This is a genomic window from Synechococcus sp. HIMB2401 (assembly GCF_042883245.1).
Taxonomy (GTDB): domain Bacteria; phylum Cyanobacteriota; class Cyanobacteriia; order PCC-6307; family Cyanobiaceae; genus Parasynechococcus.
Map to the genome: position 1 here is coordinate 669,146 of NZ_JBDJKK010000001.1, position 24,138 is coordinate 693,283.

Genomic DNA, 24,138 nt, shown 5'->3' on the forward strand with positions numbered 1-24,138 from the left:
TCAGCCCATAAAAAAAGGGCCCCGAGGGGCCCCCTTTGATGTTTGGTTTTGAAAAACCAATTCAAGCCAAGATCACTTGCCGATCTTGTTCACAGCGGCCTTGGACTTGGCCAGGATGTCGCCCTTGAGTGGAACGAAGCCCAGGGAAGGAGCCTTGTTCTGAGCAGCGTCGCTCAGCATGTAGTTGAAGGCGTCCTGAACCACCTTGGCGTTGTCTCCGTTGCCGGTTTTATACGCCAGAACCCAGGTGAGGGTTGCGATGGGGTATGCGCCCTTGGCGGTGGGGTTGGGGTTCTTGCCAGCCAGGTCCTTGTCCAGGCTGATGCCATTGAGGGCCTTGGCACCCGCAGCCACAGAGGGCTTGAGAAACTCACCGGACTTGTTCTGGAGAGCGGCGGCAACCACCTTGCCCTTGATGTACGACTGGTTCACATAACCGATCGCGCCTTCACGGTTCTGGATCAGGCCAGCCACACCGGAGTTGCCCTTGGCGCCAACGCCAGCGGGCCACTTCACGGACTTACCGGTGCCGAGGGTCCAGGTCTTGGAGAAGGCCTGCATGGAGTTGGTGAAGGCCTTGGTGGTGCCAGAGCCATCGGAACGGTGCACCCAGGTGAGGGTACCGGGCTTACAGCCGAGCTCCTTCCAGTCCTTGATCATGCCCATGGCGACCTTGACGGCCTGCTCCTGGGTGAGCTTCAGGTTGCAACCGGGCTTGTTGTAGCCAAAGGCGATGGTGCCACCCACCATCGGGATCTGAACCACACCACGGGTGACCTTGGCCATGTCCTTCTTCTTCATCGGATCATCCGATGCACCGAAGTTCACGGTCTGGTCAATGAAGGCTTTACGGCCGGAACCGGAACCCACGGCCTGGTAGTTGACCTGAGGGCCGCCAGCCTTGGCCAGGTCGGCGAACCAACGCTGGTAGATCTTGGCCGGGAAGGAGGCGCCAGCGCCGTTCAGCTTGGGAGCTGCAGAAGCTGACATACCTGCCCCGAGGACAAGCAGGGACGAGGCGAGGAGGGCCTTTTGTGCAATGCGCATCACGACAACCGAAAGAGGAAAGAGGCTGTAGCAACCAAGACCTAATCGGTGCGCAAACCACCTGTCGTTATGCGGCCATTAACGATGGTTTAGGAACCATAAAACCCTGTTTAAACCATCAAAAAACCCCGGTTTGGTCATCCAAACCGGGGCATGTCGTTCACCCATCGAGGGTTCGCATTCAAGGCTGAATGCCTGCCACCGCACTGCGGGATTTTTCAAGGATGCTGCCCCGGAGAGGCACAAAGCCCAGGGCCGCAGCACCCTCCTGTGTGGAATCTTCCAGCATGTAGTTGAAGACTTTCCTCAAAGCTTCAGCCTTGGCACCATTGCCCTCGGCATAGGCCAACACCCAGGTGAGTGTTGCGATGGGGTAGGCACCGGCAGCGGAGGGGTTTGGGTTGCTGCCCGCCAGGTACTGATCAAGATCAATGCCGTTGAGGGCTTTGGCACCAGCCTCCACGGAGGGCGTGAGGAATTCCCCGGATTTGTTCTGCAGCGCAGCAGCCTGCACATTCCCCTTGATATACGACTGATTCACGTAGCCGATCGCGCCGACCCGGTTGTCAATCACCCCGGCAACGCCCGAGTTGCCCTTGGCACCCACGCCAACCGGCCATTTCACCGATTTGCCGCTGCCGAGGGTCCAATCCGTTGAAAAGGTCTGCAGCGAGTTGGTGAAGGCCTTGGTGGTGCCAGAACCGTCCGAGCGGTGCACCCAGGTGATCGTGCCCGCTTCACAGCCGAGCTCCTTCCAATCACTGATGCGGCCGATGGCCACCTCCACAGCCTGTTGCTGGGTGAGCTGAAGCTCGCAACCCGGTTTGTTGTAACCGAAGGCGATCGTTCCCCCCACCATCGGGATCTGAACCACCCCCTGGCTCACCTGCTTGCGGTCAGCCTCCTTGATCGGGTCGTCCGAAGCGGCGAAATCCACGGTGCCATCGATGAAGGCTTTGCGGCCGGAACCGGAACCCACCGCCTGGTAGTTCACCTTGATTCCGCCGGAGCCGGCGAGCTCGGCGAACCAGCTCTGATACACCTTGGCGGGGAAGGAGGCCCCCGCCGCATTGAGGCTGGACACACTGGAACTGCCGCCACAGGCGGCGAGGCCAACAGCGAGAACGCTCAGGCTTGAAACAACCAGGGAACGATGTGCCAAAACCGTTTGAGTGATTTGCTCCATCCTCCCGCGTCGTTGATCCAGGCTCAGAGGTGGCCTACACGGTGGGCACGACGGTGGAGGCGACGGTGAGCCGTGTTGCCACCGCATAACAGCGCAGCCAGCGGTTCACCCGTTTGCGGTGGGGGGCGGGAACCTCCTCAATCAACTGGCTGAGTTCATCCGCCCCCATGCGGCGCAGGGCACGCACATCCACATGCCAGAGCGCCTCGGCTTCACGGATCAAACGTGCCCAGGTGCGCACCTGCTGCCATTGACGCAGGCGAGAGCGGATGGGGCGTTGATGGGGATGCAGAAAAGCCGTCATGGCTTCAGCCTGCTGCGTTCGGCAGCACTCTCTGCAAAATCACCCAGACGCTTCGGAGTGCTGAAGCAAATGCGCAGGCTCAGGCGCTGAGGCGATCGGCTTCGACCTCAACGGGGGAGACCGGAAACTCCAGCTCCGCCACCTCACGATCGCTCAAACGACGGGTCCAGGCCCCCTTGATCGGATCGTTCCAACGGAAACCCGCTGCTTTGGCGAGGTGGCGTTCGTCGAACGACACCCGGGCACGCATCAACTGGCGGGGTTCCAAGCCCCGCTCCAACAACTGCTCCAGGTCGTCGCAGCGGGCGAAGACTTCCGCGATGTAGATGCAATCGCTGAGGGCGCGGTGGGCCGCCCAAACCGGAACGCCGTAGGCCAGGGCCAGATCCCGCACCGACGGCCGCGAACGCAGCTGACGCTCCGCCGGCCAGCGGATGTCTTCCATGGTGCAAAGCCACGGTGTTGCGGTGGCCGGCACAACGCCAAGACCGAACCACTGGCGATCGAAGGCCGCGTTATGAGCCACCAGCAGATCGGCAGCTTCAAGCAGATGCTCAAACCACACCAGCGCCTCCCGCCAGGGCTGGGGCCTGCGGGTGACGGCGGCGGGAATCCGGTTGATCGCCTCTGCCGCGTTGGAGTCCACCGGCAAAAGAAACGATTGCTGGGCCAGCACCGAACGACTCGGCACATCAAACAAAATGCAGCCCACCTCCATGCATTGGTCCTGCTGCGGATCGAGACCGGAGGTTTCGGTGTCGATGATCAGCAGGGTGGTGGGTGAGGCCTTTGGCGCGTCCTCGGTCTGATCAGCCTTTGCCTCGGGTTCAGCGGCTGGCGGAACAGGCATCGGCATTGCCGCGGTTTGGGGCTCCGCCTGAGGCCTTGAAAATCCCGCAAGCAAATCGAGCTGTTCAGGCATGGCGCAGTGACTCCTCCCGCCCCTGATTCTCCCGCCCCGGGCAAGGTGCCTGCTGCCTAGGGTTCAACCTCTTCATTTCAATCAAATGGCCCTCGGGATCGGCGACCGGCTCCCCTCCTTCAGCCTGGAGGATCAGAACGGCGACCTTCGCACTCCCGCTTCGGTGCAGGGCCGCTGGCTGGTGCTGTTTTTCTATCCCAAGGACGACACACCTGGCTGCACAGCTGAAGCCTGCAGCTTCCGCGACAACGCAGAGAGCTTTGCTGCCCTCGATGCAGAGGTCTGGGGCATCAGCGGTGATGACGCCATCAGCCACCGCCGTTTCGCCAGCCGCCACAACCTCACGTTTCCGCTGCTGTGCGACCGCAACAACGCCCTGCGCCGCGAGATGGGTGTGCCCAAAGCCCTTGGCCTGCTGCCCGGTCGTGTCACCTACATCGCTGATGGCGAGGGAGTGATCCGCCACACCTTCAGCAACCTCCTGGATGGCCCGGCCCACGTGCGTGAAGCACAGCAAGTGCTGAATCAGCTGCGCGGTTGAGCATGGCCAACTGGCGTCAGCTGGGCTCGATCTGGCAACTGCGGCCGGCCGAACCCACGGGATTGATCGAATTCATCGGCGGCAGCTATCTGGCAGCCACCCCCCAGATCAGCTACCGCAGGCTGCTGGAAGAGCTGGCGACGGATGGGTTGGCGGTGCATGCCTGGGCCTATGTGCCCGGGTTCGATCATCAACGTCAGGCTCGCGATGCCTGGAGTGCCTTCCGCTCTGCGCGTCGCCAACTTGAGGAGCGCTGCGGGACGTTTGGGGCTCCGCTTCGGCTTGGCCACAGCCTGGGATGCAAGCTTCACCTGCTGGCACCCGATGGGGGGCGGGGCAGCAGGGCTCTGGTGGCCCTGAGCTTCAACAACTTCAACGCCGATCGCTCGATTCCGCTCCTGGGGGAACTGGCACCAAGGCTCGGGGTGGAAACCGAGTTCAGCCCAAGCCCAGCTGAAACGCTTCGCTTGATCAGCCGCCACTACCAGCAGGGGCGGAACCTGGTGGTGCGCTTCGGGCGCGATGAACTGGATCAAAGCGGCGATCTGATCCAGGCCCTGCGAGAACGTGCTTCCGACGCCAGCTCAACCCTGGAGCTGCCCGGTGATCACCTCACCCCGGCCAGTGCAGGGCTGCGGCGCAGCTTTCTCGGAGACTGGGCGGATGACCCCAGGCGGGTGGCGGTCATCCGTCAGCTGAGCCGAACCATCGGCCAGGCGATCAGGCCCTGAGGCGATCCAGCACGGAGCGATCTTCCAGGGTACTGGTGTCGCCACTCACCTCCTGACCCGCCGCCAGGGCTCGCAGGATCCGGCGCATGATCTTGCCGCTGCGGGTCTTGGGCAGGGCATCACTGCAACGGATCTGGTCCGGCCGGGCAATCGGACCGATTTCCGTTCCCACGTGGGCGCGCAACTCCTTCACCAGGGCGTCATCGCCCTCGCGGCCCGCCTCCAGGGTGACGAAGGCCACAATGCCTTCACCCTTGAGGTCGTCGGGCCGACCCACGACGGCCGCCTCCGCCACCGCAGGGTGACTGACGAGCGCTGATTCAATTTCCATCGTGCCGAGACGGTGGCCTGAGACGTTGATCACGTCATCGACGCGACCCATCACCCAGAAGTAGCCATCGGCATCCCGACGGGCACCGTCCCCGGCGAAATAGAGGTAGGACCCATCGGCAGGACGGATGTGCTCCCAATAGCTCTCGCGGAAGCGTTGGGGGTTGCCATGCACGGTGCGCATCATTCCAGGCCAGGGGGCACGCACCGCCAGGTAGCCGCCTTCATCGGCACCGCAGCTGTTGCCTTCCGCATCGATGATGTCGGCCTGAATGCCGGGCAGGGGCAGGGTGGCGGAGCCGGGTTTGGTGGGCGTTGCCCCCGGCAGGGGGCTGATCATCACCCCGCCGGTTTCGGTCTGCCACCAGGTGTCGACGATCGGGCAGCAGTTGCCTCCAATCACGTCGCGATACCACATCCAGGCCTCCGGATTGATCGGTTCGCCGACGGTGCCGAGCAGCCGGAGGCTGCTCATGTCGAACTGATCCGGAACGGAGCGGCCGCTCTTCATGAACGCCCGGATGGCGGTGGGAGCCGTGTAGAAGATCGAGATCTTGTGTTTCTGGATCAACTCCCAGAAGGCACCGGGCTTGGACGGTCGCGGCGCACCCTCGTACATCACCGTCGTGGCACCGTTCGACAAGGGGCCGTAGACGATGTAGCTGTGGCCGGTGATCCAACCCACATCGGCCGTACACCAGAAGACATCCTCATCCCGGATGTCGAAGATCCACTGGAAGGTGAGGTGGGCCCAGAGGTTGTAGCCGGCGGTGGTGTGCACAACGCCCTTGGGCTTGCCGGTGGAGCCGGAGGTGTAGAGCACGAACAGTCGGTCCTCGCTGGCCATCGGCTCAGCGGGGCAGTCGGCACTCTGACCCTCCACCAGGTCATGCCACCACTGATCGCGACCGGAGACCATCTCCACGTCCTGCTTGGTGCGCTGCACCACAAGCACGCCGGTAACCGAGGGGCAGGCGCCATTGGCCAGCGCCGCATCCACCGCGGGCTTGAGTGACACCGGCTTGTCCTTGCGGAAGCCGCCATCAGCGGTGATCACCGCTTTCACTTCACCATCGTTGAGCCGATCCCTCAGGGCTTCGGCGGAAAAGCCGCCGAACACGACTGAATGGGGTGCACCGATGCGCGCGCAGGCGAGCATGGCGATCGCCGCTTCCGGCACCATCGGCATGTAGAGCGCCACAAGGTCACCCTTGCCGATGCCCATGGCCTTGAGGCCATTGGCAGCTTTGCACACCTCGGCATGAAGTTCCTGGTAAGTGAACCGGCGCACATCCCCCGGTTCTCCCTCCCAGATCAACGCTGTCTTCTGCGCCGTTGGCCCATCGAGATGACGGTCCAGGCAGTTGTAGGAGAGGTTCGTGGTGCCACCCTCAAACCAGCGCGCGAACGGAGGATTCGACCAATCGAGCACGGTGTGGAAGGGCTCGAACCAATGCAGTTCTCGACGGGCGGCCTCACCCCAGAACGCATCAGGATCGTTTTTGGCGGCATCGGCCATGGCCCGGTAAGCCTCGAGGCTGCCGATGCGCGCTTTGGCGGAGGTGTCTGCTGGCGGCTCGAACACCCGCTGCTCCTGCAGCACGCTTTCGATGGTGGTGTTGGCGTCGGTCACAGCAGACTGCGCAGTGCTTCTCCTGGAAGGGTAAGGAGCAGGACCCCGCTTGATCCAGGTCCCGTATCAATCCGTCGGACGATGATGCAGTCGATGCGAAACGATTGAGCTGGGCATCGCCATCTCGGGATGAAACTGCCACCTGCCGCTTGCCTGTTCGATCTGGATGGGCTTCTGCTCGACACCGAGCCGCTACATGGCCGGGGCTGGTGGGAAGCCGCGGCCCACTTCGGCACCCAGCTGAGCGAGGCCCAGTTGATGCAGCTGAAGGGCCGTCGCCGGCTTGACTGTGCGGCCCAGGTGGATGCATGGCTGGCGAAACCGGTGGGCGCGGATGCGCTGTTGGCGGTGCAGCAGCCGATCGTGCGTGCCCTGCTTCCGGATGCTGCCCCGATGCCTGCCGCGCAGGAGCTGGTGGCGCATTGCCACAACCGGGGCATCCCCATGGCACTGGTCACCAGCAGCAGCAGCGAGGCCGTTGCATTCAAAGCAGCACCCCATCCCTGGCTGGAGCTGATCCAGGAACGGGTCTACGGCGACGATCCCGAGCTCAACGCGGGCAAACCCGACCCCGCACCCTTTCGACTTGCTGCCCACCGGTTGGGGCTCAACCCAAGCAACTGCTGGGCCCTGGAGGATTCCCAGGCCGGCAGCCAATCAGCCCTTGGCGCTGGGTGTCAGGTCTGGCTGGTGAGCCCCAAGGGCTCAGACCAACCCGACCTGAACACCAACCCCTGTGCCATCAACAGCCTGGCTGTTGTGTGGAGGCTGTTGACTTGAAGTCGCAGCTCAGTACAGGCGGCTGAGGACAAAGTCCGGCAGTTCCATCAAGGCGCGTTGCGCCGCAGACTCCGGCAGCCAAGCGATCGATTCCCGGGATTCGCGGGCAAAGGTTTCCGCCAGCTCACGGGTGCGTTCAATCGCCTTGGAGGCCCGCACCATCTCCAGTGCCTTGTCCAGATCACCGGGCTCGGAGAACTGGCGATCGATCAACGGCTGCAGCGATGGATGCTCCTCAAGGGCATAGAAGGTGGGAGCCGTGAGATAGCCGCTAGCGAGATCACTGGCGGCGGGCTTGCCGAGCTGCTGGTCGCTCCCGGTGAAATCGAGGATGTCATCCACCACCTGGAAGGCCAGGCCCAACTGGCGACCGAATTGGTAGAGGCTGTCGAGGTGGGAGGGTGAGCAGCCGCTGAGCACGCCTGCGGCACGGCAGCTGTTGGCAATCAGGGATGCCGTCTTGCAGTAGCTCTTTTCGAGGTAAGTCTCAAAGGTTTGGGCCGTGTCGAAGCGGTAGAGGCCCTGCTTCACCTCCCCATCCGCGAGATCCATGATCACGCGACTAAGCAGCTTGACCACGTCGAGGTCATCGAGATTGGCAAGGTGCCAGCTGGCCTGAGCGAAGAGGAAGTCGCCGGCAAGAACAGCAACCCGGGCATCGAACCGGCTGTGGACCGTGTCCACCCCGCGCCGAGTCGAAGCCTCATCCACCACATCGTCGTGAACGAGCGAGGCCGTGTGGATCATTTCAGTGATCTCAGCCAGGCGGCGGTGGCGGGGCGTGAGCTCTCCCTGCGCGGACAAGGCCCGCGACAGAAGCAGAACAATTCCGGGGCGCAACCGCTTGCCACCGGCGCTGAACAGATGCTCGGCAGCGGCCTGGAGGATGGGGTGACCTGCCCCGATCAGGCTGCGCAGGTCTCCGAGCAGGGTTTCAAGATCTGTCTCTACCGGTTGGAGTAGCTCGGTAACTGTGCTCATGACTCCCCTCGGCGCCGCGATCCTAGTGGTCCCATGCTCAGTCCTGCAGCAGCTGAAGGCTGACGGCAGGCCGCTGGCCCAGCCAGGGGGTGGCGCGCACAGCGAAGCCATCGGGGTCTGCGGTGACGCAGAAGCGGCAGCTCTCCAGGGAAAACGGCCTTGGGGCCGGCGAGATCCGCGCCGGTGGCCCCAGAACAGCATCCAGCTGACGGGCCACGCCGATGGCCGGGTCAATGAACTGGACCGACTCCGGCAGCAGCTGACGCAACAGCGGCACCAATAACGGGTAATGGGTGCAACCCAGCACGATCGAGTCCACGGAAGCCGCCAGCAGGGGTTCGAGATAGGCCTGGGCCGCACGACGCATGTCGTCGCTGTTCATCTCGCCGGCTTCGATCAAAGGCACAAAGGCAGGACAGGCCTGCTCGATCACCACCGAGCCGGGATGAAGCGCTTCGATGCTGGCCCGGTAGGCCGAGGAGGCCACGGTGGCTGGTGTGGCCAGCACGCCAACACGGCGCGTTTCCAACATCGCTGCGGCGGCGCCGATCAAACCGATCACCGGCACCCCGGCCTGTCCCTCGGCCACATCCCTCGCCAGGGCATTGGTGGTGTTGCAGGCCATCACCACCGTGGAGACCTGTTGGTCACGCAACCAACCCACCACTTCTGCAGCGATGCGCCGGATGTCATCCGGTTGACGGTTGCCATAGGGAACCCGGGCCGTGTCACCGAGGTACACGCAGGGCACCGGTCCATGGCGTTCGAGCACCCGACGCAGAACCGTCAGGCCACCGAGGCCGCTGTCGAAGAACCCCAGCAGTTGCTTCGTCATCGCACCTCCTGCTTGAGGTAGTTGAGGATGCCGGCCGCCAGGGCCAAGGCCAGGCGGCGGCGATGGTCGGCCTTGGCCAGACGCGGCGCATCAATTGCCCCGGTGACGAATCCCATCTCCACCAGAGCCGAAGGCATGGTGCTGCGCCGGATCACGAAGAAGCGACCACGTCTGACGCCGCGGTTCGGTGTTCCGGGGGACACATCCATCATCTGCTGCTGCAGATAGGACGCGAGGCGTCCAGAACGGGGGTCCGAGAAGAAGAACGTCTCGATCCCGTTCACATCCGGGCGGTTCATGCTCAGGGCATTGGCATGGATGCTCACGAAGGCCGTGGCCCCACTGCGGTTTGCCAGGGACACCCGCGGCGGCAGGTCCACATCCACTTCACGGGTGCGGGTCAAGCGCACGTCCACGCCCCTCGCCCGCAGAAGGTCGGCCACCTGCAGCGACACATCCAAAACCACGTCGGTCTCGCGCAGACCGCCGATGCCGATGGCCCCCGGATCAGGCCCCCCATGACCGGGATCGATCACGATGCGATAACGGTTGCGGGCCACGGTGGGCAGCCCGGAAGGATCCACCGGCGTGCGGGTGGGACGGAATCCACCCGGTGGGAGCCAGGCCGTGGCACGACCGCTGAGGTCCCCTTCACCGAAATCATCCAAGCCGTGGGTGGGCAGGCCGGTAAACACAAGTTCCCAACGGTCCGGAGCGGTTCCACGCAGGCGCAGATCGTTGGGGTTGAGATCCACATCAGGGCGGAATTCCACCACCAGACGGGTGGCACCCGCGCGGGGCTTGCCCAGCCGGATCTCACGGACGGCACCGCGCCCCGCCAGGCGCCGCGGGAATCTCAGCTCACCTGGAATATCAATCCAGACCCGGGTGCCGCGGCCATCGCTGGCAGCCTGAAAAAACGCCTCCAAGCGAGCGTTCCGGCTGGTGCGCAGCTTGAGCACCCCCTCCTCGGTGAAGGCCCAGGCGGCCAAGGCACTCGCGGCTCGGGCAGGCAACGCCTGGGTGAAGGCCGTGCACTGCAGGGCTGCGGCCAAAAGCCAGGCCATCCGTCGGGACGAGGCCGGAGCCATGGCGCTCAGAACAGCGTGGGTTGGCGGTGCCGAAGGCTCGGCATCTGACCCCGAACATGACCGAGATGGTTGGTGTTCACCGGAGCAATGGCGGCTCCCGCCTGGACACCCGCATCCGCGAGGACCGTTCCCCAGGGATCAATCACCAGGGCGTGACCATGGCTCTGACGGCGACCATGGTGGACACCGGTCTGAGCCGGAGCGAGGACATAGGCCGTGTTTTCAATGGCTCTGGCCTGCAAAAGCACCTGCCAGTGGTCTTTTCCGGTGAAGGCCGTGAATGCCGCAGGAATCATCAACAGGTCTGCGCCGGCACCGACGAGATGGCGATAGAGCTCAGGAAACCGCACGTCGTAGCAAATGGACAGCCCCACCTTGCAGAGACCAGGAATCTCAACGACCGGAGGCAGATCCCTGCCTGGGTTCACCGTTGCCGACTCGCGGTAGGTGTTGCCGTCCGGCAGGTCGACATCAAAGAGGTGAATCTTGTCGTAACGGCCCAGGAGCATGCCGTCACGGTCGACAAGCTCAGCGCGGTTCAGGGTTCGCGATCCATCACCCACCGGCACAGGAAAGCCACCACCCAGCAGCGCCACCTGATAGCGACGCGCCATGGTCACCAGGAAGCGACTGCTCTGCTCCGCCAGGGTGGGAGCCAGCTCCAGTCGCCGGCTGTCCTCGCCCATGAAGGCGAAATTCTCCGGCAGGCCGATCAGCTCGGCACCACGGCGGGCAGCCAGATCGATCTGCTCTTCAGCTGCATTGAAGTTGAGCTCCGGGTCCTGACCACTCGTCAGCTGGACAGCAGCCGCCAGGAAGTCGCTCACATGCACTGATCAGGTGGGGGAACTTTAGTGAGGGTCAGGCCGCCCGAAGCACCCCAGGCTCGACCTGTGTCGGAACGACACTGAGCTGATCGAGGCCAGCACAGCAGCGGAAATCCGCATCGTGATCGCCCAGGCGAATCAAGCGCTGACCATGGGTTGCCGTGCGAAGACAAGCCTCTGGTTCGGATTGCCACTGACGCCAGAGGGAGACCGCTGCTGTGAGTTCGTCGTTGGCGGCACTACTCCCGGTGGGATCCAGCTCCAGCAAGCGATGGCCCAAGGCACCAGCGGCCAGAGAATCCTCGAGGGAATAGGCCCCCTCCCAACCGCTGCCGACAATCGCCACGTGGCTGGGTTGTTTCGCCAGCAAGCGCTGGGCCACGGCTTCACGGTTTGGCAACGCCGCCGTTAGCAGCAGAGGAACCTCCCGGACACGATCAAGCGCCCGTGTGCCATTGGTGGTGCTCATGAACAGACGCTTGCCAGCCACCCGCTCCGGCGTCGCGGCAACGGGTGAATTGCCCAGGTCAAACCCCTCGAGCATCTGCCCACCGCGCTCGCCAAGGAGCAGCCGCGCATCGGCAGGCCATGCCGCTGCAGCAGCGCGCAGATCGTCGAGGCTGGCGAAGGCCTGCACCGCCTCGGCACCGTTGTGCAACGACCAGGCAATGGTGGTGGTGGCCCGCAGCACATCAATCACCACCGCCGCATCGGGGCGAAGGTCCTGCGGCATCTCTGCCGGCACATGGAAGTAGGAGATCTGCATGGCCACGCTGAGCACCGGCGTGCGACACAGTACCGAGACTGCTTGCGCCGAGACCGTCATCCCATGGCCCTGTTCCAATCTGGTCCGGCCACCCGAGATCTGCGGGGCTTCCTGAAGCTGCTCGAGGACCGCGGCCAGTTGCGCCGGATCACGGCACCGGTGGATCCCGACCTTGAGCTGGCGGCCATTGCAGACCGGGTGCTGAGCCAAGGGGGGCCCGCTCTTCTGTTCGAGAACGTGATCGGCTCGTCGATGCCGGTAGCCGTCAACACCCTCGGCACCGTGGAACGGGTGGTGTGGAGCATGGGTCTCGAACGGGCCGAGCAGCTGGAGGAGCTGGGGTCACGCCTGGCCCTGCTGCAGCAACCCCGCCCCCCCAAAGGGCTGGAGGAAACCAAACAGTTCGCGCGGGTCTTCTGGGACCTGGTCAAGGCCAAGCCCGACCGCGACCTCACACCCCCCTGCCGTCAGCAGGTGTTCCGTGGCGATGAGGTTGATCTCGACAACATCCCCCTGATCCGGCCCTGGCCAGGGGATGCAGGGGGCGTGATCACGCTTGGACTGGTGATCACCAAAGACCCCGAAACCGGAGTCCCCAACGTGGGTGTCTACCGGCTTCAGAAGCAGTCGGTGAACACGATGACCGTGCACTGGTTGAGCGTGCGCGGTGGTGCCCGTCACCTGCGCAAGGCAGCCGCCATGGGCAAGAAGCTGGAGGTGGCAGTGGCCATCGGCGTGCACCCGCTGCTGGTGATGGCCGCAGCCACACCGATCCCGGTGCAACTCAGCGAGTGGCTGTTCGCAGGCATCTATGCCGGAGAAGGGGTGCGTCTGGCCCCCTGCAAAACCATCGACCTGCAGGTGCCCAGCCACAGCGAAGTGGTGCTGGAGGGAACGATCACCCCTGGTGAAGTGCTGCCGGATGGCCCCTTCGGGGATCACATGGGGTTCTACGGCGGTGTGGAGGACTCACCTCTGGTGCGCTTCCACTGCATGACCCAACGGCGGGATCCGGTGTTTCTCACCACCTTCAGCGGCCGTCCTCCCAAGGAAGAAGCGATGCTGGCCATCGCGCTGAACCGGATCTACACGCCGATCCTGCGGCAGCAGATCCCAGAGATCACCGACTTCTTCCTGCCGATGGAAGCGCTCAGCTACAAGCTGGCGGTGATCTCGATCGACAAGGCCTATCCGGGGCAGGCCAAGCGTGCTGCCATGGCCTTCTGGAGTGCCCTGCCGCAATTCACTTACACCAAGTTCGTTGTGGTGGTGGACAGTCACATCAACGTGCGCGACCCGCGTCAGGTGGTTTGGGCCATCGCGGCCCAGGTGGATCCCCAGCGCGACCTGTTCACCCTGGAAAACACCCCCTTCGACACCCTTGACTTCGCCAGCGAGCAGTTGGGCCTGGGGGGACGACTGGCCATTGATGCCACCACCAAGGTGGGACCTGAGAAAAATCACGAATGGGGCGAACCCCTCAGCCGTCCGGCGGATCTGGAACAGCGGGTCAGCGACCGCTGGGCCGAGCTGGGTCTGGAGGACCTCGGCACCGACGACCCCGACCCCAGCCTCTTCGGCTATGCCCTCGATCGCCTGATTCAGGGCCTGAAGACCGGCCAATAGGATCAGCCCAACGACGAAACAACCTTGAGCGGCACAGGCCAATCCGACGACCCCCGTGAGCTCAAGGCCGGAGGAACCCTCCAGGGACGGGTGAAGGTTCCAGGCGATAAATCGATCTCGCACCGATCGCTGCTGTTCGGCGCCATCGCAGAGGGCACCACAACCATTGATGGTCTGCTCCCGGCCGAAGACCCCCTGAGCACCGCCGCCTGCCTGCGGGCGATGGGCGTCAGCATCAGCCCGATCACCGATGGCGGCATCGTCACCGTTGAAGGTGTTGGCCTGGACGGATTGCAGGAGCCAGCAGAAGTGCTCGACTGCGGCAACTCCGGCACCACGATGCGTTTGATGCTGGGCCTGCTGGCGGGCCGCGACGGTCGCCACTTCGTGTTGGATGGCGATGCCTCCCTGCGCCGCCGCCCGATGCGTCGGGTGGGCCAACCGTTGGCCTCAATGGGTGCGGAAGTGCGTGGCCGTGATGGGGGCAACCTGGCGCCGCTGGCGGTGCAGGGGCGGCAGCTGAAAGGAACGGTGATCGGCACGCCCGTGGCCAGTGCTCAGGTGAAATCAGCCCTGCTTCTGGCTGCGCTCACGGCCGAGAGCCCGACCGCGGTGATCGAACCGGCCCAGTCCCGTGATCACAGCGAGCGGATGCTGAAGGCCTTCGGTGCTGATCTCACCGTTGGCGGCGAAATGGGACGGCACATCAGCGTGCGTCCCGGCGCCACCCTGCAGGGCCAGAACGTGGTGGTCCCTGGTGACATCAGCTCGGCGGCCTTCTGGCTTGTGGCTGGAGCCCTAATTCCAGGTGCCGATCTCACCATCGAAAACGTGGGGCTGAATCCAACACGCACCGGGATCCTGGAGGTGCTGGAGCAGATGGGTGCCCGGATCGAGGTGCTCAACCCCCGCGACGTGGCGGGCGAACCGGTGGGCGATCTGCGGGTGACCCACGGCCCATTGAAGCCCTTCAACTTCGGCGAGCAGATCATGCCCCGCCTCGTGGATGAAGTGCCGATCCTCAGCGTCGCCGCCTGTTTCTGCGAGGGCGAAAGCCGGATCAGTGGAGCGTCTGAACTGCGGGTGAAGGAAACCGATCGGCTGGCGGTGATGGCGCGTCAGCTCAAGGCCATGGGTGCCGACATTGATGAGCATGAGGACGGCATGACCATCCGCGGCGGTCGACCGCTCAAGGGAGCCGTGCTGGACAGCGAAACCGATCACCGGGTGGCGATGAGCCTCGGCGTGGCGGCCATGCTCGCCGACGGCAACTCGAGCCTCGCGAGAAGCGAAGCTGCAGCCGTGTCGTATCCCTCGTTCTGGGACGAACTTGAACGGCTCCGCTGCTGAGCTCGGTGCGCTCCGCGTCTATCCGACGGCGGATGGCAGCTTCAGCCTGCATAGCGATCACTTCGGCGAGGCCTTTCACAACTCGGCGGGAGCCCTGAATGAGGCGCGGGCCAAGTTCGTCCAACCCGCGGAGCTGCAGCGCTTCAGCAGCGGCACTAAATTAAAGATCCTGGATGTGTGCCTGGGGCTCGGCTACAACACGGCCGCTGTGCTGGAAGCCTTGCCGACGGCAGGGCCGAAGCTGCGGTGGTGGGGGCTTGAGCTGGACCGCCGCCCCCTGGAACAAGCCTTGGAGCAGGCAAGCTTCAAAGCCCTCTGGTCAGCCCCGGTGCTGGCGAGACTTGAAGCCATTCGCGACCACGGCTGCTGGAAAGAGCCCAACAACTGGCAAGAACCCAACAGCCAAGGGATCCAGCTCTGGGGCGATGCCCGATCGATGCTCCAGGAGATTCCCGAGCCCGTTCGCTTTGATCTGGTGCTTTTGGACGCCTTCTCTCCCCAGCATTGCCCGGAACTGTGGAGCGAGGAATTCCTGGGAGGGCTGGCGCAGCGCTTGGCTCCGCAGGGACGGTTGCTCACCTACAGCCGTTCCGCCGCGGTGCGGGCCAGCCTGAAGCGAGCGGGATTGAGCCTGTATTCCCTGCTGCCGGCCCCGGGCGAACGGGTGGGATGGAGCAGCGGCACCATGGCCACGCCTGCAGACGCCGCCTGTCCTCTGGACGGCCCCGGTTGGCGCCAGCTCTCGGCGATGGAGTGGGAACACCTCCAGACCCGGGCGGCCGTGCCATTTCGTGATCCCCAGGGCAACGCCACAGCTGAAGACATCCTTGAGCGCCGCCGCCTTGAACAGGAGCATTGCGGTTATGAACCCACCAATGCCTGGCAAAGGCGCTGGCGCAAGGACAGTCCGTCCTGAGCCCGGTAGATTCCGCCCGTCTTCCCCACGCTCCGCATGCTTGCCGTAGCCGTACTGGCCGCTGGAAAAGGCACCCGCATGAAGAGCGCACTCCCGAAAGTGCTCCAACCGCTGGCGGGAGCCACCCTGGTGGAACGGGTGCTCGCCAGTGCCGGCAACCTGCAACCGGAACGGCGGCTGCTGATCGTTGGGCATCAAGCCGAACGGGTGGAGCAGCAGCTGGCACCGCTCGGAGGCCTGGAATTTGTTCTGCAGCAGCCCCAGAACGGCACGGGCCATGCGGTGCAACAGCTGATCCCATCGCTGCAGGGCTTTGAAGGGGAACTGCTCGTGCTCAACGGCGATGTACCGCTGCTGCGACGTGAAACCGTCGACGCATTGGTGCAACAGCACCGGGCCAGCGGTGCCGATGTCACCCTGCTGACGGCACGGCTCGAGAATCCCACCGGTTACGGGCGTGTGTTCGCCGATGCCGAGGGCCAGGTGAGCAGCATCATTGAGCATCGCGATTGCACAGACGAGCAACGCAGCAACAACCTCACCAACGCCGGGATCTACTGCTTCAACTGGACAGCCCTGGCCAACGTTCTGCCGAAGCTCAGCACCGACAACGATCAGGGGGAGCTCTATCTCACCGACACGGTGGCGATGCTGCCGAAGGCCATGCACCTGGAGGTGGCCGATGCCGATGAGGTGAACGGCATCAACAACCGGCGGCAACTGGCCCAGTGCGAAGCCCTGCTGCAGCAACGGCTGCGGCACCACTGGATGGATGAAGGGGTCACGTTCGTTGATCCCGAAAGCTGCACTCTCAGCGAAGGCTGCAGTTTCGGCCGCGATGTGGTGATCGAACCGCAAACCCACTTCCGCGGCCGCTGCGTGGTTGGCGACAACTCCCGGATCGGCCCCGGCAGCCTGATCGAGGACGCATCGGTTGGGACCAATGTCAGTGTGGTGCACTCTGTGGTGCGAGAGGCCAACGTCGGCAACGACGTTGCCATCGGTCCCTTTACTCACCTGCGGCCGGCCGCCGATGTCGGTGATGGCTGCCGCATCGGCAACTTTGTGGAGGTGAAGAAAAGCCAGCTGGGGGCTGGCACCAAGGTGAACCACCTCAGCTACATCGGCGACGCCCAACTCGGGGAGAAGGTCAACGTGGGGGCCGGAACCATCACCGCCAACTACGACGGAGTGAACAAGCACCGCACCGTGATCGGCAGCCACAGCAAAACCGGTGCTAATTCCGTGCTGGTGGCCCCCATCAACGTCGGTGAACGCGCCACCATCGGTGCCGGGTCAACGATCACCAAGGATGTAGCGGATGGCGCTCTGGCAATCGGTCGCGCCCGTCAGATGACCAAGGACGGCTGGGCGGAACGAAAGGTTTAATCCAGCCTGTTTAAAAACTTGGCAACAGCGGAATCAACCGTTCCAGGGCGACACCGCGGCTGGCCTTGAGCAGCAGAACATCACCAGAATTCAGCCAGGCGGCCAGGGGCGCTGCGGCTTCTTCGGGGTGCGACACCAGCTGCAGGTGGGGCAGGGGAGCCGCCACTTCAGCCATCGCCTTGCCCTCCTCACCGCCATCCACCAGCACCAGACCATCCAGGCCCAGCTGCACGGCGCGGGCGGCAACCTCCTGATGCAGCTCCAGGCTGCGGTCCCCAAGCTCCAGCATGGTGCCCAGCACGGCAAAACGTCGCCCCGGTTGCGCCGCCAGCAGCTCAAGAGCGGCCAACACCGCCTCAGGCGATGCGTTGTAGGTCTCATCGAGGAGTGTCAAACCACCCTGCTGCAGGCGGCAGTTGCGTCCGCCCGGCACCGTCACCTGCATGGCTTGCAACGCCTTGCGGGACACGCCCAACTGGTCTGCAACAGCGACGGCCAAGAGCATGTTGCGGGCGTTGTGGCGTCCCTCCAGCTGTAGCGGGAGACGATCTGCACCGATCAGCAACTGGTCTCCGGTGACGTCTCCAACCAGATCGGATTCGACCTCGGGATCGTCAGCCAGGCGCACGCGCAGCACGCGGCCGGACCACACCGCCGCCAAAGCCGACTCCAGCAGGGGATCACCGGCGGGAATCACCACGGTTCCCTTTGGATGCAACCCAGCCGTGATTTCACATTTGGCCGCTGCAATCGCCTCACGGCTGCCGAGACGACCGATGTGGGCCGTGCCGATGTTGGTGATCACCGCAAAATCCGGCTCGGTGCAGCGGGAGAGACGCTCGATCTCCCCAGGCCCCCGCATTCCCATCTCAATCACCAGGGCCGCATCAGCTGCGCTGGCGCCCAGAACGGTGAGGGGAACGCCGACATCGTTGTTGTTGTTGCCTTCGCTGGCCTGAATCGCTCCCAGCGGAGCCAATGCCGCTCGAATCAACTCCCGGGTTGTGGTTTTGCCGGCTGAGCCCGTCACCGCCACAAGAGGCTTGGCCAGGGCACGGCGATGCAGCAAGGCCAGCTGTTGATAGGCCAGCAGTGTGTCGTCCACCCGCCAATGCAACAGGCCTGAAGGCAACGGTTCAGTCCAGCTGCGGCTCACAACAGCAGCCTGGACCTTGTGTTCAGGCAGTTGGGCAAGAAAGTGATGACCATCGAAGCGCTCGCCCACCAGGGGGACAAAAAAATCATCCGCCTGAAGCTGTCGGCTGTCGGTGCAGACCCGTCCCACCAGGGCATCGGGTTCAAAGCTGCCGCCCTGCGGCGTTCCCCAGGCATCAAGCAGCTGACGCAGCGTGAGGGTCATCCCACCAACCCGAAGTCAAACAGGATCATGCCGCCCCCAACCCGAGCTGACCGCCCCAGCAGATCGCCCTGTTCATTGACCAACTGAAGACTGGCGTAATCCAGCTCAAACGCCGACTGAAGCCAACTGGAGGCGAGGCTCTGGCGTTGATCCAGAGGCAACTGCTGCCAAGCGTCAACAGACAACTCCAACAGCAAGCGATCCTGCTCCGGAACGGGCTTGGCTGAACGAAGCAGTCCTTCCGGGACGGCCTTGTCCTGAAACAACTCGAACAGCGGATCGAAACTGAGTTGAGGTTGGAGGGGCTGCTCCGGCTCCAATGGCTCCAAAGCCGGCTCCGCATCCACAGCTTCCACCGGAGGGGATGGCTCCTCCAGCATGGGCTGTGGGGCTGGGATCAGCTCCGGCACGGGGAGCTCAAGGGGAGACGTCCGCTGCTCCATGACCGGCTCCGGACGCGGAGCGGGGCGGGCATGGTCCTGCCAGAAGCGGACCCCAGCCAGCGGCAGCAGCAGGAGCAGCACCAGCAGCAGTGGCCAGAAGCTGGGGGCCAAATCCCGGGGCCAGAAGCCTGGCACCGAAAGCTCACCCTCTCGATTGCGGCGCCAGAGTTCCTGACCCCTGAGCCGAAGATCGGCGGCCATCGCCTGCAGGTTGCGGCCGAACTCCTGCCAGGGGCTGACGTAGGGAGCCGGGAGATTGCCCGATGGCTCGACCCCCTGGAGCTCGGAACGAGCCTCAGGTGGGGAGTCGGATCGGGCGGGCTCGCTCAAACTCAACTGGATCGACGACCGAAGAGGCGATTCAGGGGATTCCGGCCGGCGGAGGTCACCTCAGCAGGAACCCTGACCTCTTCAGTCTGCCCCTCGGAACGGGAAGGATCAGCAGCCTGCCCCTGAGAGAACTGTTCCACCAGGGCAGCATCCGGGGTTGGTTCCTTGATGCCGCAGACGTCCTTGTACATGAGGTCGTAATCGACCGCGGAACGATCCCAGCTGTAGTCCTGATTCATGCCGCGTTTCTGCAGCTCGACCCAGCTTTCCCGGTGGCGGAAGGCCTCCCAGGCCCGCACCAGGGCTGTGTAGAAGTCGACCGGTTCAAAGCGATCGAAGCAGAAGCCTGTGCCGCTGTCGGCAGCGGGGATATGGGGCGGAACGGTGTCAACGAGACCACCAACCTTGCGAACCACGGGCACTGAGCCGTAGCGCATGGCGTAGAGCTGGCTGATGCCACAGGGCTCAAACCGGCTGGGCATCAGGAAGGCATCGCTGCCGCCGTAGATCAACCGCGACAGGTCGTCGTCGTAGGTGAGGAAGACAGCGCACTTGCCGGGGTGACGGGATGCGAGTTGCCAGAGCCCGGATTCGAGCCCCCGGTCGCCGGTGCCCAGCACAACGATCTGGGTGTCGGTGTAGGCCAGCAACCGATCAGCCACCTGCAGCAGCAGATCAACTCCCTTCTGGTCGACAAGGCGGCTGACCATGCCAAGGACGAAGGCGTCCTCCCGCACCTCCAGCCCCATGCGTTCCTGGAGCACCTTCTTGCAGACCGCCTTGCCGGAAAGATCGTCGGCGCTGAAGTTCGCCGGCAGGGAGCGATCGGTGGCTGGGTCCCAGGCATCCAGATCAATGCCGTTGAGGATGCCGCGCAGCTTGCCCGAGACGAAGTTGAGCAGACCCTCCAGCTTTTCGCCGTACTCCGCCGTGCGGATCTCCTGGGCGTAGGTGGGCGACACCGCATTGACGCGATCGGCGTAGAGCAGGGCAGCGGCCATGGTGTGATCCCCCTGCATGTACCAAGGGCACCAGGTCATCCGATCGAGCTTCCAGCGCCAGGGACCCTGGTACTTGAGGTTGTGGATGGTGAAGACCGTGCTGATTTCCGGGTCCTGATGCATCCACACCGGGATCATCCCGGTGTGCCAGTCGTGGCAATGCAGCACCTGGGGCTTCCAGACGTTCCAGGAGAATTCGGCAGCAGCACTGGCGAAGAACGTGAAGCGCCAGTCTTCGTCGTCGCCGCCGTAGATGCGCTCCGGGTCGAACACCGGATGACCCACCAGGTAGATCGTCATCCCGTTGGTGGGATGCTTCGTTTCATAGACGGCGAACTCGGTGCCCATGGTCTGGGCTCGCCAGATCGGCTCCGCCGGCACGTTAAGGCGGCTCCAGAGCTTGGCGTAGCCCGGCATGATCAGGCGCACGTCATGGCCGAGCTTGGCCAATGCCGGGGGCAGAGAGCCAACAACATCGCCCATCCCTCCAACCTTGATCATCGGGGCGCATTCCGCTGCAGCGAAGAGGATGCGCATGTCTCAGATCGGCGTTGGCGCGGCGACTTTAAGGGGAATTTAGGAATCTGTTCCGTCAGGGGAGAACCGTCACCTGAGTTCCAAGCGACACCTGGCGATACAGGGCACGCACATCCTCGTTGTAAAGCCGCACACAGCCATGGGAGACGGCCCGTCCCACCGTCCAGCGGTGGGGGGTGCCGTGGAACCCCGTGGTGGTGCATCCCTTGATGGTGATCCAGGCATCGCCGTCATGGGCATCACGGCCGCGGCAATCGCGGTGGAAGGCGATCCAGTGGCTGCCCAAGGGATTGTTGGCCCCCTGTTCCTCCACCCGCTCACCACTCACCGGATGCACCCACACCGGATTGGGGATCTTCTGAAGCACTTCAAAGCGTCCGGTGGGGGTTTCCCAGCCGGGCATTCCGATGGCCACCGGAAGGCGTTGCGCAGCCTGCCGTTGTCGAGCAGAAACGCACGGCGACGGCCGCGCAACATCACCACATGGCGACGGCTGTTGCTCCGCAGATCCTGAGGCAGTGAAGCCAGGTCTGCCGTCACGGAATCCTCAGCCGCCGCCTGCAGCAGGGCAAGCGGTTCCGGCGGAGGGAGAGGAAGCATGCCCGTCAGGGTAACCAGCCTGTCTCGGAAAAATCCGGAGACCGCTTCTCAAGAAAGGCATTGCGGCCTTCCACGGCTTCTTCGGTTCGATAAAAGAGGTGGGTGGCATTGCCCGCCAACTCCTGCAACCCGGCAAGGCCATCGGTTTCGGCATTGAATGCGGCCTTGAGGCAACGGATAGCCGTAGGACTGTGCTGCAGCACCTCGCGGGCCCAGCGCACCCCCTCCGCCTCCAACTGCTCCAACGGCACCACGGCGTTGACGAGCCCCATGTCCAACGCCTCCTTGGCGCCATAACGGCGGCAGAGAAACCAGATTTCACGGGCCTTGCGCTGGCCAACCACCCGCGCCAGGTAGCCCGCACCAAAGCCGCCATCAAAACTGCCGACCTTGGGGCCGGTCTGGCCGAACACAGCGTTCTCGGCAGCAAGGCTGAGGTCGCAGAGCAGATGCAACACCTGGCCGCCGCCCATGGCATAGCCGGCCACCAGGCCGATCACCACCTTGGGCAGGCTGCGAATGATGCGCTGCAGATCCAGCACGTTCAGGCGGGGTAAGCCGTCCTCACCGACGTAACCGCCGTCGCCGCGAACACTCTGGTCGCCGCCGGAACAGAACGCATAGCCACCATCGGGGGCTGGACCAACGCCGGTGAACAGCACCACACCAATGTCACGGTCATCCCGGATGCGCGTGAAGGCATCACAGAGCTCCATCACCGTCTGCGGGCGGAAGGCGTTGCGCTTGGCGGGGCGGTTGATGGCCACACGCGCCAGGCCGTCTGCGCAACGGTCCACAAGGATGTCCTGGTAGCTGCCCCACGGTGTCCATTGCGCGGTTGGCGCACCGGGGAGCACCTGACGCATGTCACTCATCGGGTTCAGGGCTCGGTGCGCTCATTCTGGGCAGCAGCGCGCAGCTGCTGACGCAGGGCAGCATCACGACCGCGGTCGCTGCACATGCGCAACAACACCGGCCGTTGCTGCGACAAGCCCCAGGCCAAGGCCTCCTGCAGATCCTCCAGACAGGCCACCTGGCGTCCAGGCACACCGTGGGCTGCCGCCAGGGCCAGGGGATCCACCTGCTGGGGCATGGCGAAGAGTGATTCGAAGCCCGGCGTGGCAATGGGCAGCTGCTGAAAAATGCCGCCGCCGCCGTTGTCGATCAGCAGCACCAGCAGTGGTGGAGCAGCAGCAGCAGAAGATGCATGCAGCCAGCCGTTGCTGTCATGCAGCAGGGCCAGATCACCGGTGACCAGCGCCAACGGACCGAGATTCGCCGCCAGACCCATGGCAAGCGACAAGGTGCCGTCGATGCCCGAAGCCCCGCGGAAACTGAAGCAACGGTGGCGGCCGCAGGCGGGCCCACCCCAGGTCAACCAATCGCGCACCGGTGAACTGGCGGCCAACATCACTGGCAACCGCTCCGGCAGGAGCTGGGGAAGCCAGTGGGCCAGGGCGGGCTCATTGACGGCGCCACGCAAGGGCAGCTGGGCCTCGATCCAGGCCGAGAGGTCGTCGGTACCAACCGATGGCTTGCTCTGCTTGTCCAGCCCTGGCTGTTGGGCGATCCAGGCGGCCATGCCCCCGGACCATTGGCTGGCCACCTGCAACGGATCCAGCGGCCTTGAATCCCCTTCGGTGATCAACAGTTGGGGGCCCTGATGGCGCTGAAGCCAGGCCTCCAACCGCCTGCTGGCGGGCATGGGTCCCAGCCGCAACACCTGAGCGTCGTCAGGCAGGTTCAGCCGATCCAGTTGCAGCTCCCAGTGCTCGATGCGGTTGGGGCAATCGGTAGCAAGGGCAGCGAGGGGATCAGCCAACAGAGGCCAACCGCTGAGGTTCAGCCAGCGATGCAGGGCCTGTTGATAGGCCTCCGCCGCGGGCGAAAGACCGCGCCAAGGGCCCGCAATCACAACCCCCGGGCGCTCTGGATCAAGGCGAGGCGCAGGTGCGATCTCGGGCGAAGGCTCAGGGCAAGCCATGGGCGGGAGCACAGCCGAAACCAGCTGTTGCTGCTGTTCAAGGGTGGTGTGCAGCGGCTCCTCGAAGGGCAAGTTGAGGTGAACCGCTCCCGGTGGACCAGCGCCTGCACCCTGGGCCTGCTGCCAGGCCTGCACCGCCAGGGCGTTGAGGGCGTCGTTGGCCTGGGTGTGGACACCGTCTGCCGCTCCACTGGCAAACCAGCGACAGGCCGAGAGCAGAAAAGATTCCTGATTAACCGTCTGGTTGGCACCGCAATTTTTGAGCCGGGCGGGGCGATCCGCCGTGAGCAGCAGCAAGGGCTGACAGGAGCGGTCCGCCTCCACCGCAGCGGGAAGCAGGTTCGCCACCGCGGTGCCGGAGGTGGTGACCACTGCCACGGCACGGCCATGGGCGGTCGCCATGCCGAGGGCCATAAAGGCGGCCGAACGCTCGTCGATGGCCGTGACCAACTGCAGCTTCGCCTGAGACGCCAGCATTCCCGCCGCGGTTGCCAGGGGGCCGGAACGGCTGCCAGGGCAGAGCACCAGCTGCTTCAGCCCCTGGAGACAAAGAGCCTCCAGCAGCGTGAGAGCGGCCTGCAAGTTGGCGCGAGCGATGGTCAGTGCAGCAGGCCAGGCTGGTGTGATC

The 24,138-nt window shown here is 64.2% G+C and carries 23 protein-coding genes; 7 read left to right on the forward strand and 16 right to left on the reverse strand.

The features are described from left to right. Positions 1–72: 72 nt before the first annotated feature. The 4 genes from pstS (AAXE93_RS04105) to AAXE93_RS04120 all read right to left on the reverse strand — a co-directional run bounded on the left by pstS (AAXE93_RS04105) (position 73) and on the right by AAXE93_RS04120 (position 3,459). On the reverse strand, positions 73–1,047 hold the full coding sequence (gene pstS / locus AAXE93_RS04105; protein ID WP_390128343.1) for a phosphate ABC transporter substrate-binding protein PstS: 975 nt from the start codon (positions 1,045–1,047) through the stop codon (positions 73–75). A gap of 181 nt (positions 1,048–1,228) precedes the next feature. Further along, positions 1,229–2,233 carry a phosphate ABC transporter substrate-binding protein PstS gene (gene pstS, locus AAXE93_RS04110; protein WP_390128345.1) on the reverse strand — a complete coding sequence of 335 codons (1,005 nt, stop codon included), beginning with the start codon at positions 2,231–2,233 and terminating at the stop codon, positions 1,229–1,231. Positions 2,234–2,267: 34 nt separating this feature from the next. Continuing rightward, positions 2,268–2,537, reverse strand: a complete 270-nt coding sequence (locus AAXE93_RS04115) for a hypothetical protein (RefSeq protein WP_186515192.1) — start codon at positions 2,535–2,537, stop codon at positions 2,268–2,270. Positions 2,538–2,616: 79 nt separating this feature from the next. Next, positions 2,617–3,459, reverse strand: coding sequence for a 3'-5' exonuclease (locus tag AAXE93_RS04120; protein ID WP_390128347.1), 843 nt, complete (start codon positions 3,457–3,459; stop codon positions 2,617–2,619). Positions 3,460–3,544: 85 nt separating this feature from the next. Here AAXE93_RS04120 and AAXE93_RS04125 point away from each other — a divergent pair, with 85 nt between their 5' ends. Continuing rightward, the gene (locus AAXE93_RS04125; RefSeq protein WP_390128349.1) at positions 3,545–4,000 is read left to right on the forward strand and encodes a peroxiredoxin; all 456 of its coding nucleotides are present in this window, start codon (positions 3,545–3,547) and stop codon (positions 3,998–4,000) included. A 2-nt stretch (positions 4,001–4,002) separates the two neighbouring features. Further along, a complete protein-coding gene (locus tag AAXE93_RS04130) occupies positions 4,003–4,731 on the forward strand; it encodes a DUF1350 family protein (RefSeq protein WP_390128351.1) in 729 nt (242 codons plus the stop codon). Here the strand turns inward: AAXE93_RS04130 and acs are convergent. Further along, a complete protein-coding gene (gene acs / locus AAXE93_RS04135) occupies positions 4,721–6,694 on the reverse strand; it encodes an acetate--CoA ligase (RefSeq protein ID WP_390128353.1) in 1,974 nt (657 codons plus the stop codon). The two genes, AAXE93_RS04130 and acs, sit on opposite strands and share 11 nt — an antisense overlap. Positions 6,695–6,823: 129 nt before the next feature. On the opposite strand from acs, the gene AAXE93_RS04140 reads away from it, so the two are divergent. Beyond that, positions 6,824–7,474 carry an HAD family phosphatase gene (locus AAXE93_RS04140; protein ID WP_115132494.1) on the forward strand — a complete coding sequence of 217 codons (651 nt, stop codon included), beginning with the start codon at positions 6,824–6,826 and terminating at the stop codon, positions 7,472–7,474. 9 nt (positions 7,475–7,483) lie between these two features. On the opposite strand, the gene sds is transcribed toward AAXE93_RS04140, so the two are convergent. Genes sds through AAXE93_RS04165 form a run of 5 tightly spaced genes read right to left on the reverse strand, consistent with a single transcriptional unit; the run spans position 7,484 to position 11,974 of the window. Further along, entirely contained in the window at positions 7,484–8,455 is a 972-nt protein-coding gene (gene sds / locus AAXE93_RS04145; protein ID WP_390128357.1) for a solanesyl diphosphate synthase, read from the reverse strand. A 37-nt stretch (positions 8,456–8,492) separates the two neighbouring features. Continuing rightward, positions 8,493–9,290, reverse strand: a complete 798-nt coding sequence (gene murI, locus AAXE93_RS04150) for a glutamate racemase (protein WP_390128359.1) — start codon at positions 9,288–9,290, stop codon at positions 8,493–8,495. After that, the gene (locus AAXE93_RS04155) at positions 9,287–10,381 is read right to left on the reverse strand and encodes an N-acetylmuramoyl-L-alanine amidase (protein ID WP_390128361.1); all 1,095 of its coding nucleotides are present in this window, start codon (positions 10,379–10,381) and stop codon (positions 9,287–9,289) included. Before AAXE93_RS04155 ends, murI begins: the two co-directional genes overlap by 4 nt. Positions 10,382–10,386: 5 nt before the next feature. Further along, positions 10,387–11,208 carry a carbon-nitrogen hydrolase family protein gene (locus AAXE93_RS04160; protein ID WP_250396874.1) on the reverse strand — a complete coding sequence of 274 codons (822 nt, stop codon included), beginning with the start codon at positions 11,206–11,208 and terminating at the stop codon, positions 10,387–10,389. A gap of 34 nt (positions 11,209–11,242) precedes the next feature. Further along, positions 11,243–11,974 carry a 2-phosphosulfolactate phosphatase family protein gene (locus tag AAXE93_RS04165; RefSeq protein WP_115132489.1) on the reverse strand — a complete coding sequence of 244 codons (732 nt, stop codon included), beginning with the start codon at positions 11,972–11,974 and terminating at the stop codon, positions 11,243–11,245. 63 nt (positions 11,975–12,037) lie between these two features. On the opposite strand from AAXE93_RS04165, the gene AAXE93_RS04170 reads away from it, so the two are divergent. The 4 genes from AAXE93_RS04170 to glmU are packed head-to-tail and all read left to right on the forward strand — an operon-like array spanning position 12,038 to position 17,255. Then, positions 12,038–13,600 (forward strand): UbiD family decarboxylase, encoded by a 1,563-nt coding sequence (locus AAXE93_RS04170; RefSeq protein WP_115082140.1) that lies wholly within the window; start codon positions 12,038–12,040, stop codon positions 13,598–13,600. A gap of 24 nt (positions 13,601–13,624) precedes the next feature. Continuing rightward, positions 13,625–14,950, forward strand: a complete 1,326-nt coding sequence (gene aroA / locus AAXE93_RS04175) for a 3-phosphoshikimate 1-carboxyvinyltransferase (protein WP_390128365.1) — start codon at positions 13,625–13,627, stop codon at positions 14,948–14,950. Next, positions 14,931–15,866: a tRNA (5-methylaminomethyl-2-thiouridine)(34)-methyltransferase MnmD gene (locus tag AAXE93_RS04180; RefSeq protein ID WP_390128367.1), complete on the forward strand. Its 936-nt coding sequence runs from the start codon at positions 14,931–14,933 to the stop codon at positions 15,864–15,866. The genes aroA and AAXE93_RS04180 overlap by 20 nt, the downstream gene beginning before the upstream one ends. Before the next feature lie 36 nt (positions 15,867–15,902). Next, positions 15,903–17,255: a bifunctional UDP-N-acetylglucosamine diphosphorylase/glucosamine-1-phosphate N-acetyltransferase GlmU gene (gene glmU / locus AAXE93_RS04185; RefSeq protein WP_390128369.1), complete on the forward strand. Its 1,353-nt coding sequence runs from the start codon at positions 15,903–15,905 to the stop codon at positions 17,253–17,255. A 10-nt stretch (positions 17,256–17,265) separates the two neighbouring features. On the opposite strand, the gene murF is transcribed toward glmU, so the two are convergent. The 6 genes from murF to menD form a co-directional block, all read right to left on the reverse strand. Further along, entirely contained in the window at positions 17,266–18,615 is a 1,350-nt protein-coding gene (gene murF / locus AAXE93_RS04190; protein WP_390128371.1) for a UDP-N-acetylmuramoyl-tripeptide--D-alanyl-D-alanine ligase, read from the reverse strand. Beyond that, positions 18,612–19,388, reverse strand: a complete 777-nt coding sequence (locus AAXE93_RS04195; protein WP_390128374.1) for a hypothetical protein — start codon at positions 19,386–19,388, stop codon at positions 18,612–18,614. The genes murF and AAXE93_RS04195 overlap by 4 nt, the downstream gene beginning before the upstream one ends. Positions 19,389–19,390: 2 nt before the next feature. Continuing rightward, entirely contained in the window at positions 19,391–20,926 is a 1,536-nt protein-coding gene (gene glgA / locus AAXE93_RS04200) for a glycogen synthase GlgA (RefSeq protein ID WP_390128376.1), read from the reverse strand. 55 nt (positions 20,927–20,981) lie between these two features. Beyond that, complete coding sequence (locus tag AAXE93_RS04205; RefSeq protein WP_390128378.1) at positions 20,982–21,329, reverse strand: L,D-transpeptidase; 348 nt, start codon at positions 21,327–21,329, stop codon at positions 20,982–20,984. A 202-nt stretch (positions 21,330–21,531) separates the two neighbouring features. After that, positions 21,532–22,401 (reverse strand): 1,4-dihydroxy-2-naphthoyl-CoA synthase, encoded by an 870-nt coding sequence (gene menB, locus AAXE93_RS04210; RefSeq protein WP_186495569.1) that lies wholly within the window; start codon positions 22,399–22,401, stop codon positions 21,532–21,534. 5 nt (positions 22,402–22,406) lie between these two features. Then, positions 22,407–24,092, reverse strand: a complete 1,686-nt coding sequence (menD, locus tag AAXE93_RS04215) for a 2-succinyl-5-enolpyruvyl-6-hydroxy-3-cyclohexene-1-carboxylic-acid synthase (RefSeq protein WP_390128381.1) — start codon at positions 24,090–24,092, stop codon at positions 22,407–22,409. Positions 24,093–24,138 lie beyond the last annotated feature (46 nt).

What these genes read in the sequence shown, in the direction of transcription:
- pstS (WP_390128343.1), bottom strand. Translation starts at nt 1,047, where the DNA reads ATGCGCATTGCACAAAAGGCCCTCCTCGCCTCGTCCCTGCTTGTCCTC.
- pstS (WP_390128345.1), bottom strand. Translation starts at nt 2,233, where the DNA reads ATGGAGCAAATCACTCAAACGGTTTTGGCACATCGTTCCCTGGTTGTT.
- AAXE93_RS04115 (WP_186515192.1), bottom strand. Translation starts at nt 2,537, where the DNA reads ATGACGGCTTTTCTGCATCCCCATCAACGCCCCATCCGCTCTCGCCTG.
- AAXE93_RS04120 (WP_390128347.1), bottom strand. Translation starts at nt 3,459, where the DNA reads ATGCCTGAACAGCTCGATTTGCTTGCGGGATTTTCAAGGCCTCAGGCG.
- AAXE93_RS04125 (WP_390128349.1), top strand. Translation starts at nt 3,545, where the DNA reads ATGGCCCTCGGGATCGGCGACCGGCTCCCCTCCTTCAGCCTGGAGGAT.
- AAXE93_RS04130 (WP_390128351.1), top strand. Translation starts at nt 4,003, where the DNA reads ATGGCCAACTGGCGTCAGCTGGGCTCGATCTGGCAACTGCGGCCGGCC.
- AAXE93_RS04140 (WP_115132494.1), top strand. Translation starts at nt 6,824, where the DNA reads ATGAAACTGCCACCTGCCGCTTGCCTGTTCGATCTGGATGGGCTTCTG.
- sds (WP_390128357.1), bottom strand. Translation starts at nt 8,455, where the DNA reads ATGAGCACAGTTACCGAGCTACTCCAACCGGTAGAGACAGATCTTGAA.
- murI (WP_390128359.1), bottom strand. Translation starts at nt 9,290, where the DNA reads ATGACGAAGCAACTGCTGGGGTTCTTCGACAGCGGCCTCGGTGGCCTG.
- AAXE93_RS04155 (WP_390128361.1), bottom strand. Translation starts at nt 10,381, where the DNA reads ATGGCTCCGGCCTCGTCCCGACGGATGGCCTGGCTTTTGGCCGCAGCC.
- AAXE93_RS04165 (WP_115132489.1), bottom strand. Translation starts at nt 11,974, where the DNA reads ATGCAGATCTCCTACTTCCATGTGCCGGCAGAGATGCCGCAGGACCTT.
- AAXE93_RS04170 (WP_115082140.1), top strand. Translation starts at nt 12,038, where the DNA reads ATGGCCCTGTTCCAATCTGGTCCGGCCACCCGAGATCTGCGGGGCTTC.
- glmU (WP_390128369.1), top strand. Translation starts at nt 15,903, where the DNA reads ATGCTTGCCGTAGCCGTACTGGCCGCTGGAAAAGGCACCCGCATGAAG.
- murF (WP_390128371.1), bottom strand. Translation starts at nt 18,615, where the DNA reads ATGACCCTCACGCTGCGTCAGCTGCTTGATGCCTGGGGAACGCCGCAG.
- glgA (WP_390128376.1), bottom strand. Translation starts at nt 20,926, where the DNA reads ATGCGCATCCTCTTCGCTGCAGCGGAATGCGCCCCGATGATCAAGGTT.
- AAXE93_RS04205 (WP_390128378.1), bottom strand. Translation starts at nt 21,329, where the DNA reads ATGCCCGGCTGGGAAACCCCCACCGGACGCTTTGAAGTGCTTCAGAAG.
- menB (WP_186495569.1), bottom strand. Translation starts at nt 22,401, where the DNA reads ATGAGTGACATGCGTCAGGTGCTCCCCGGTGCGCCAACCGCGCAATGG.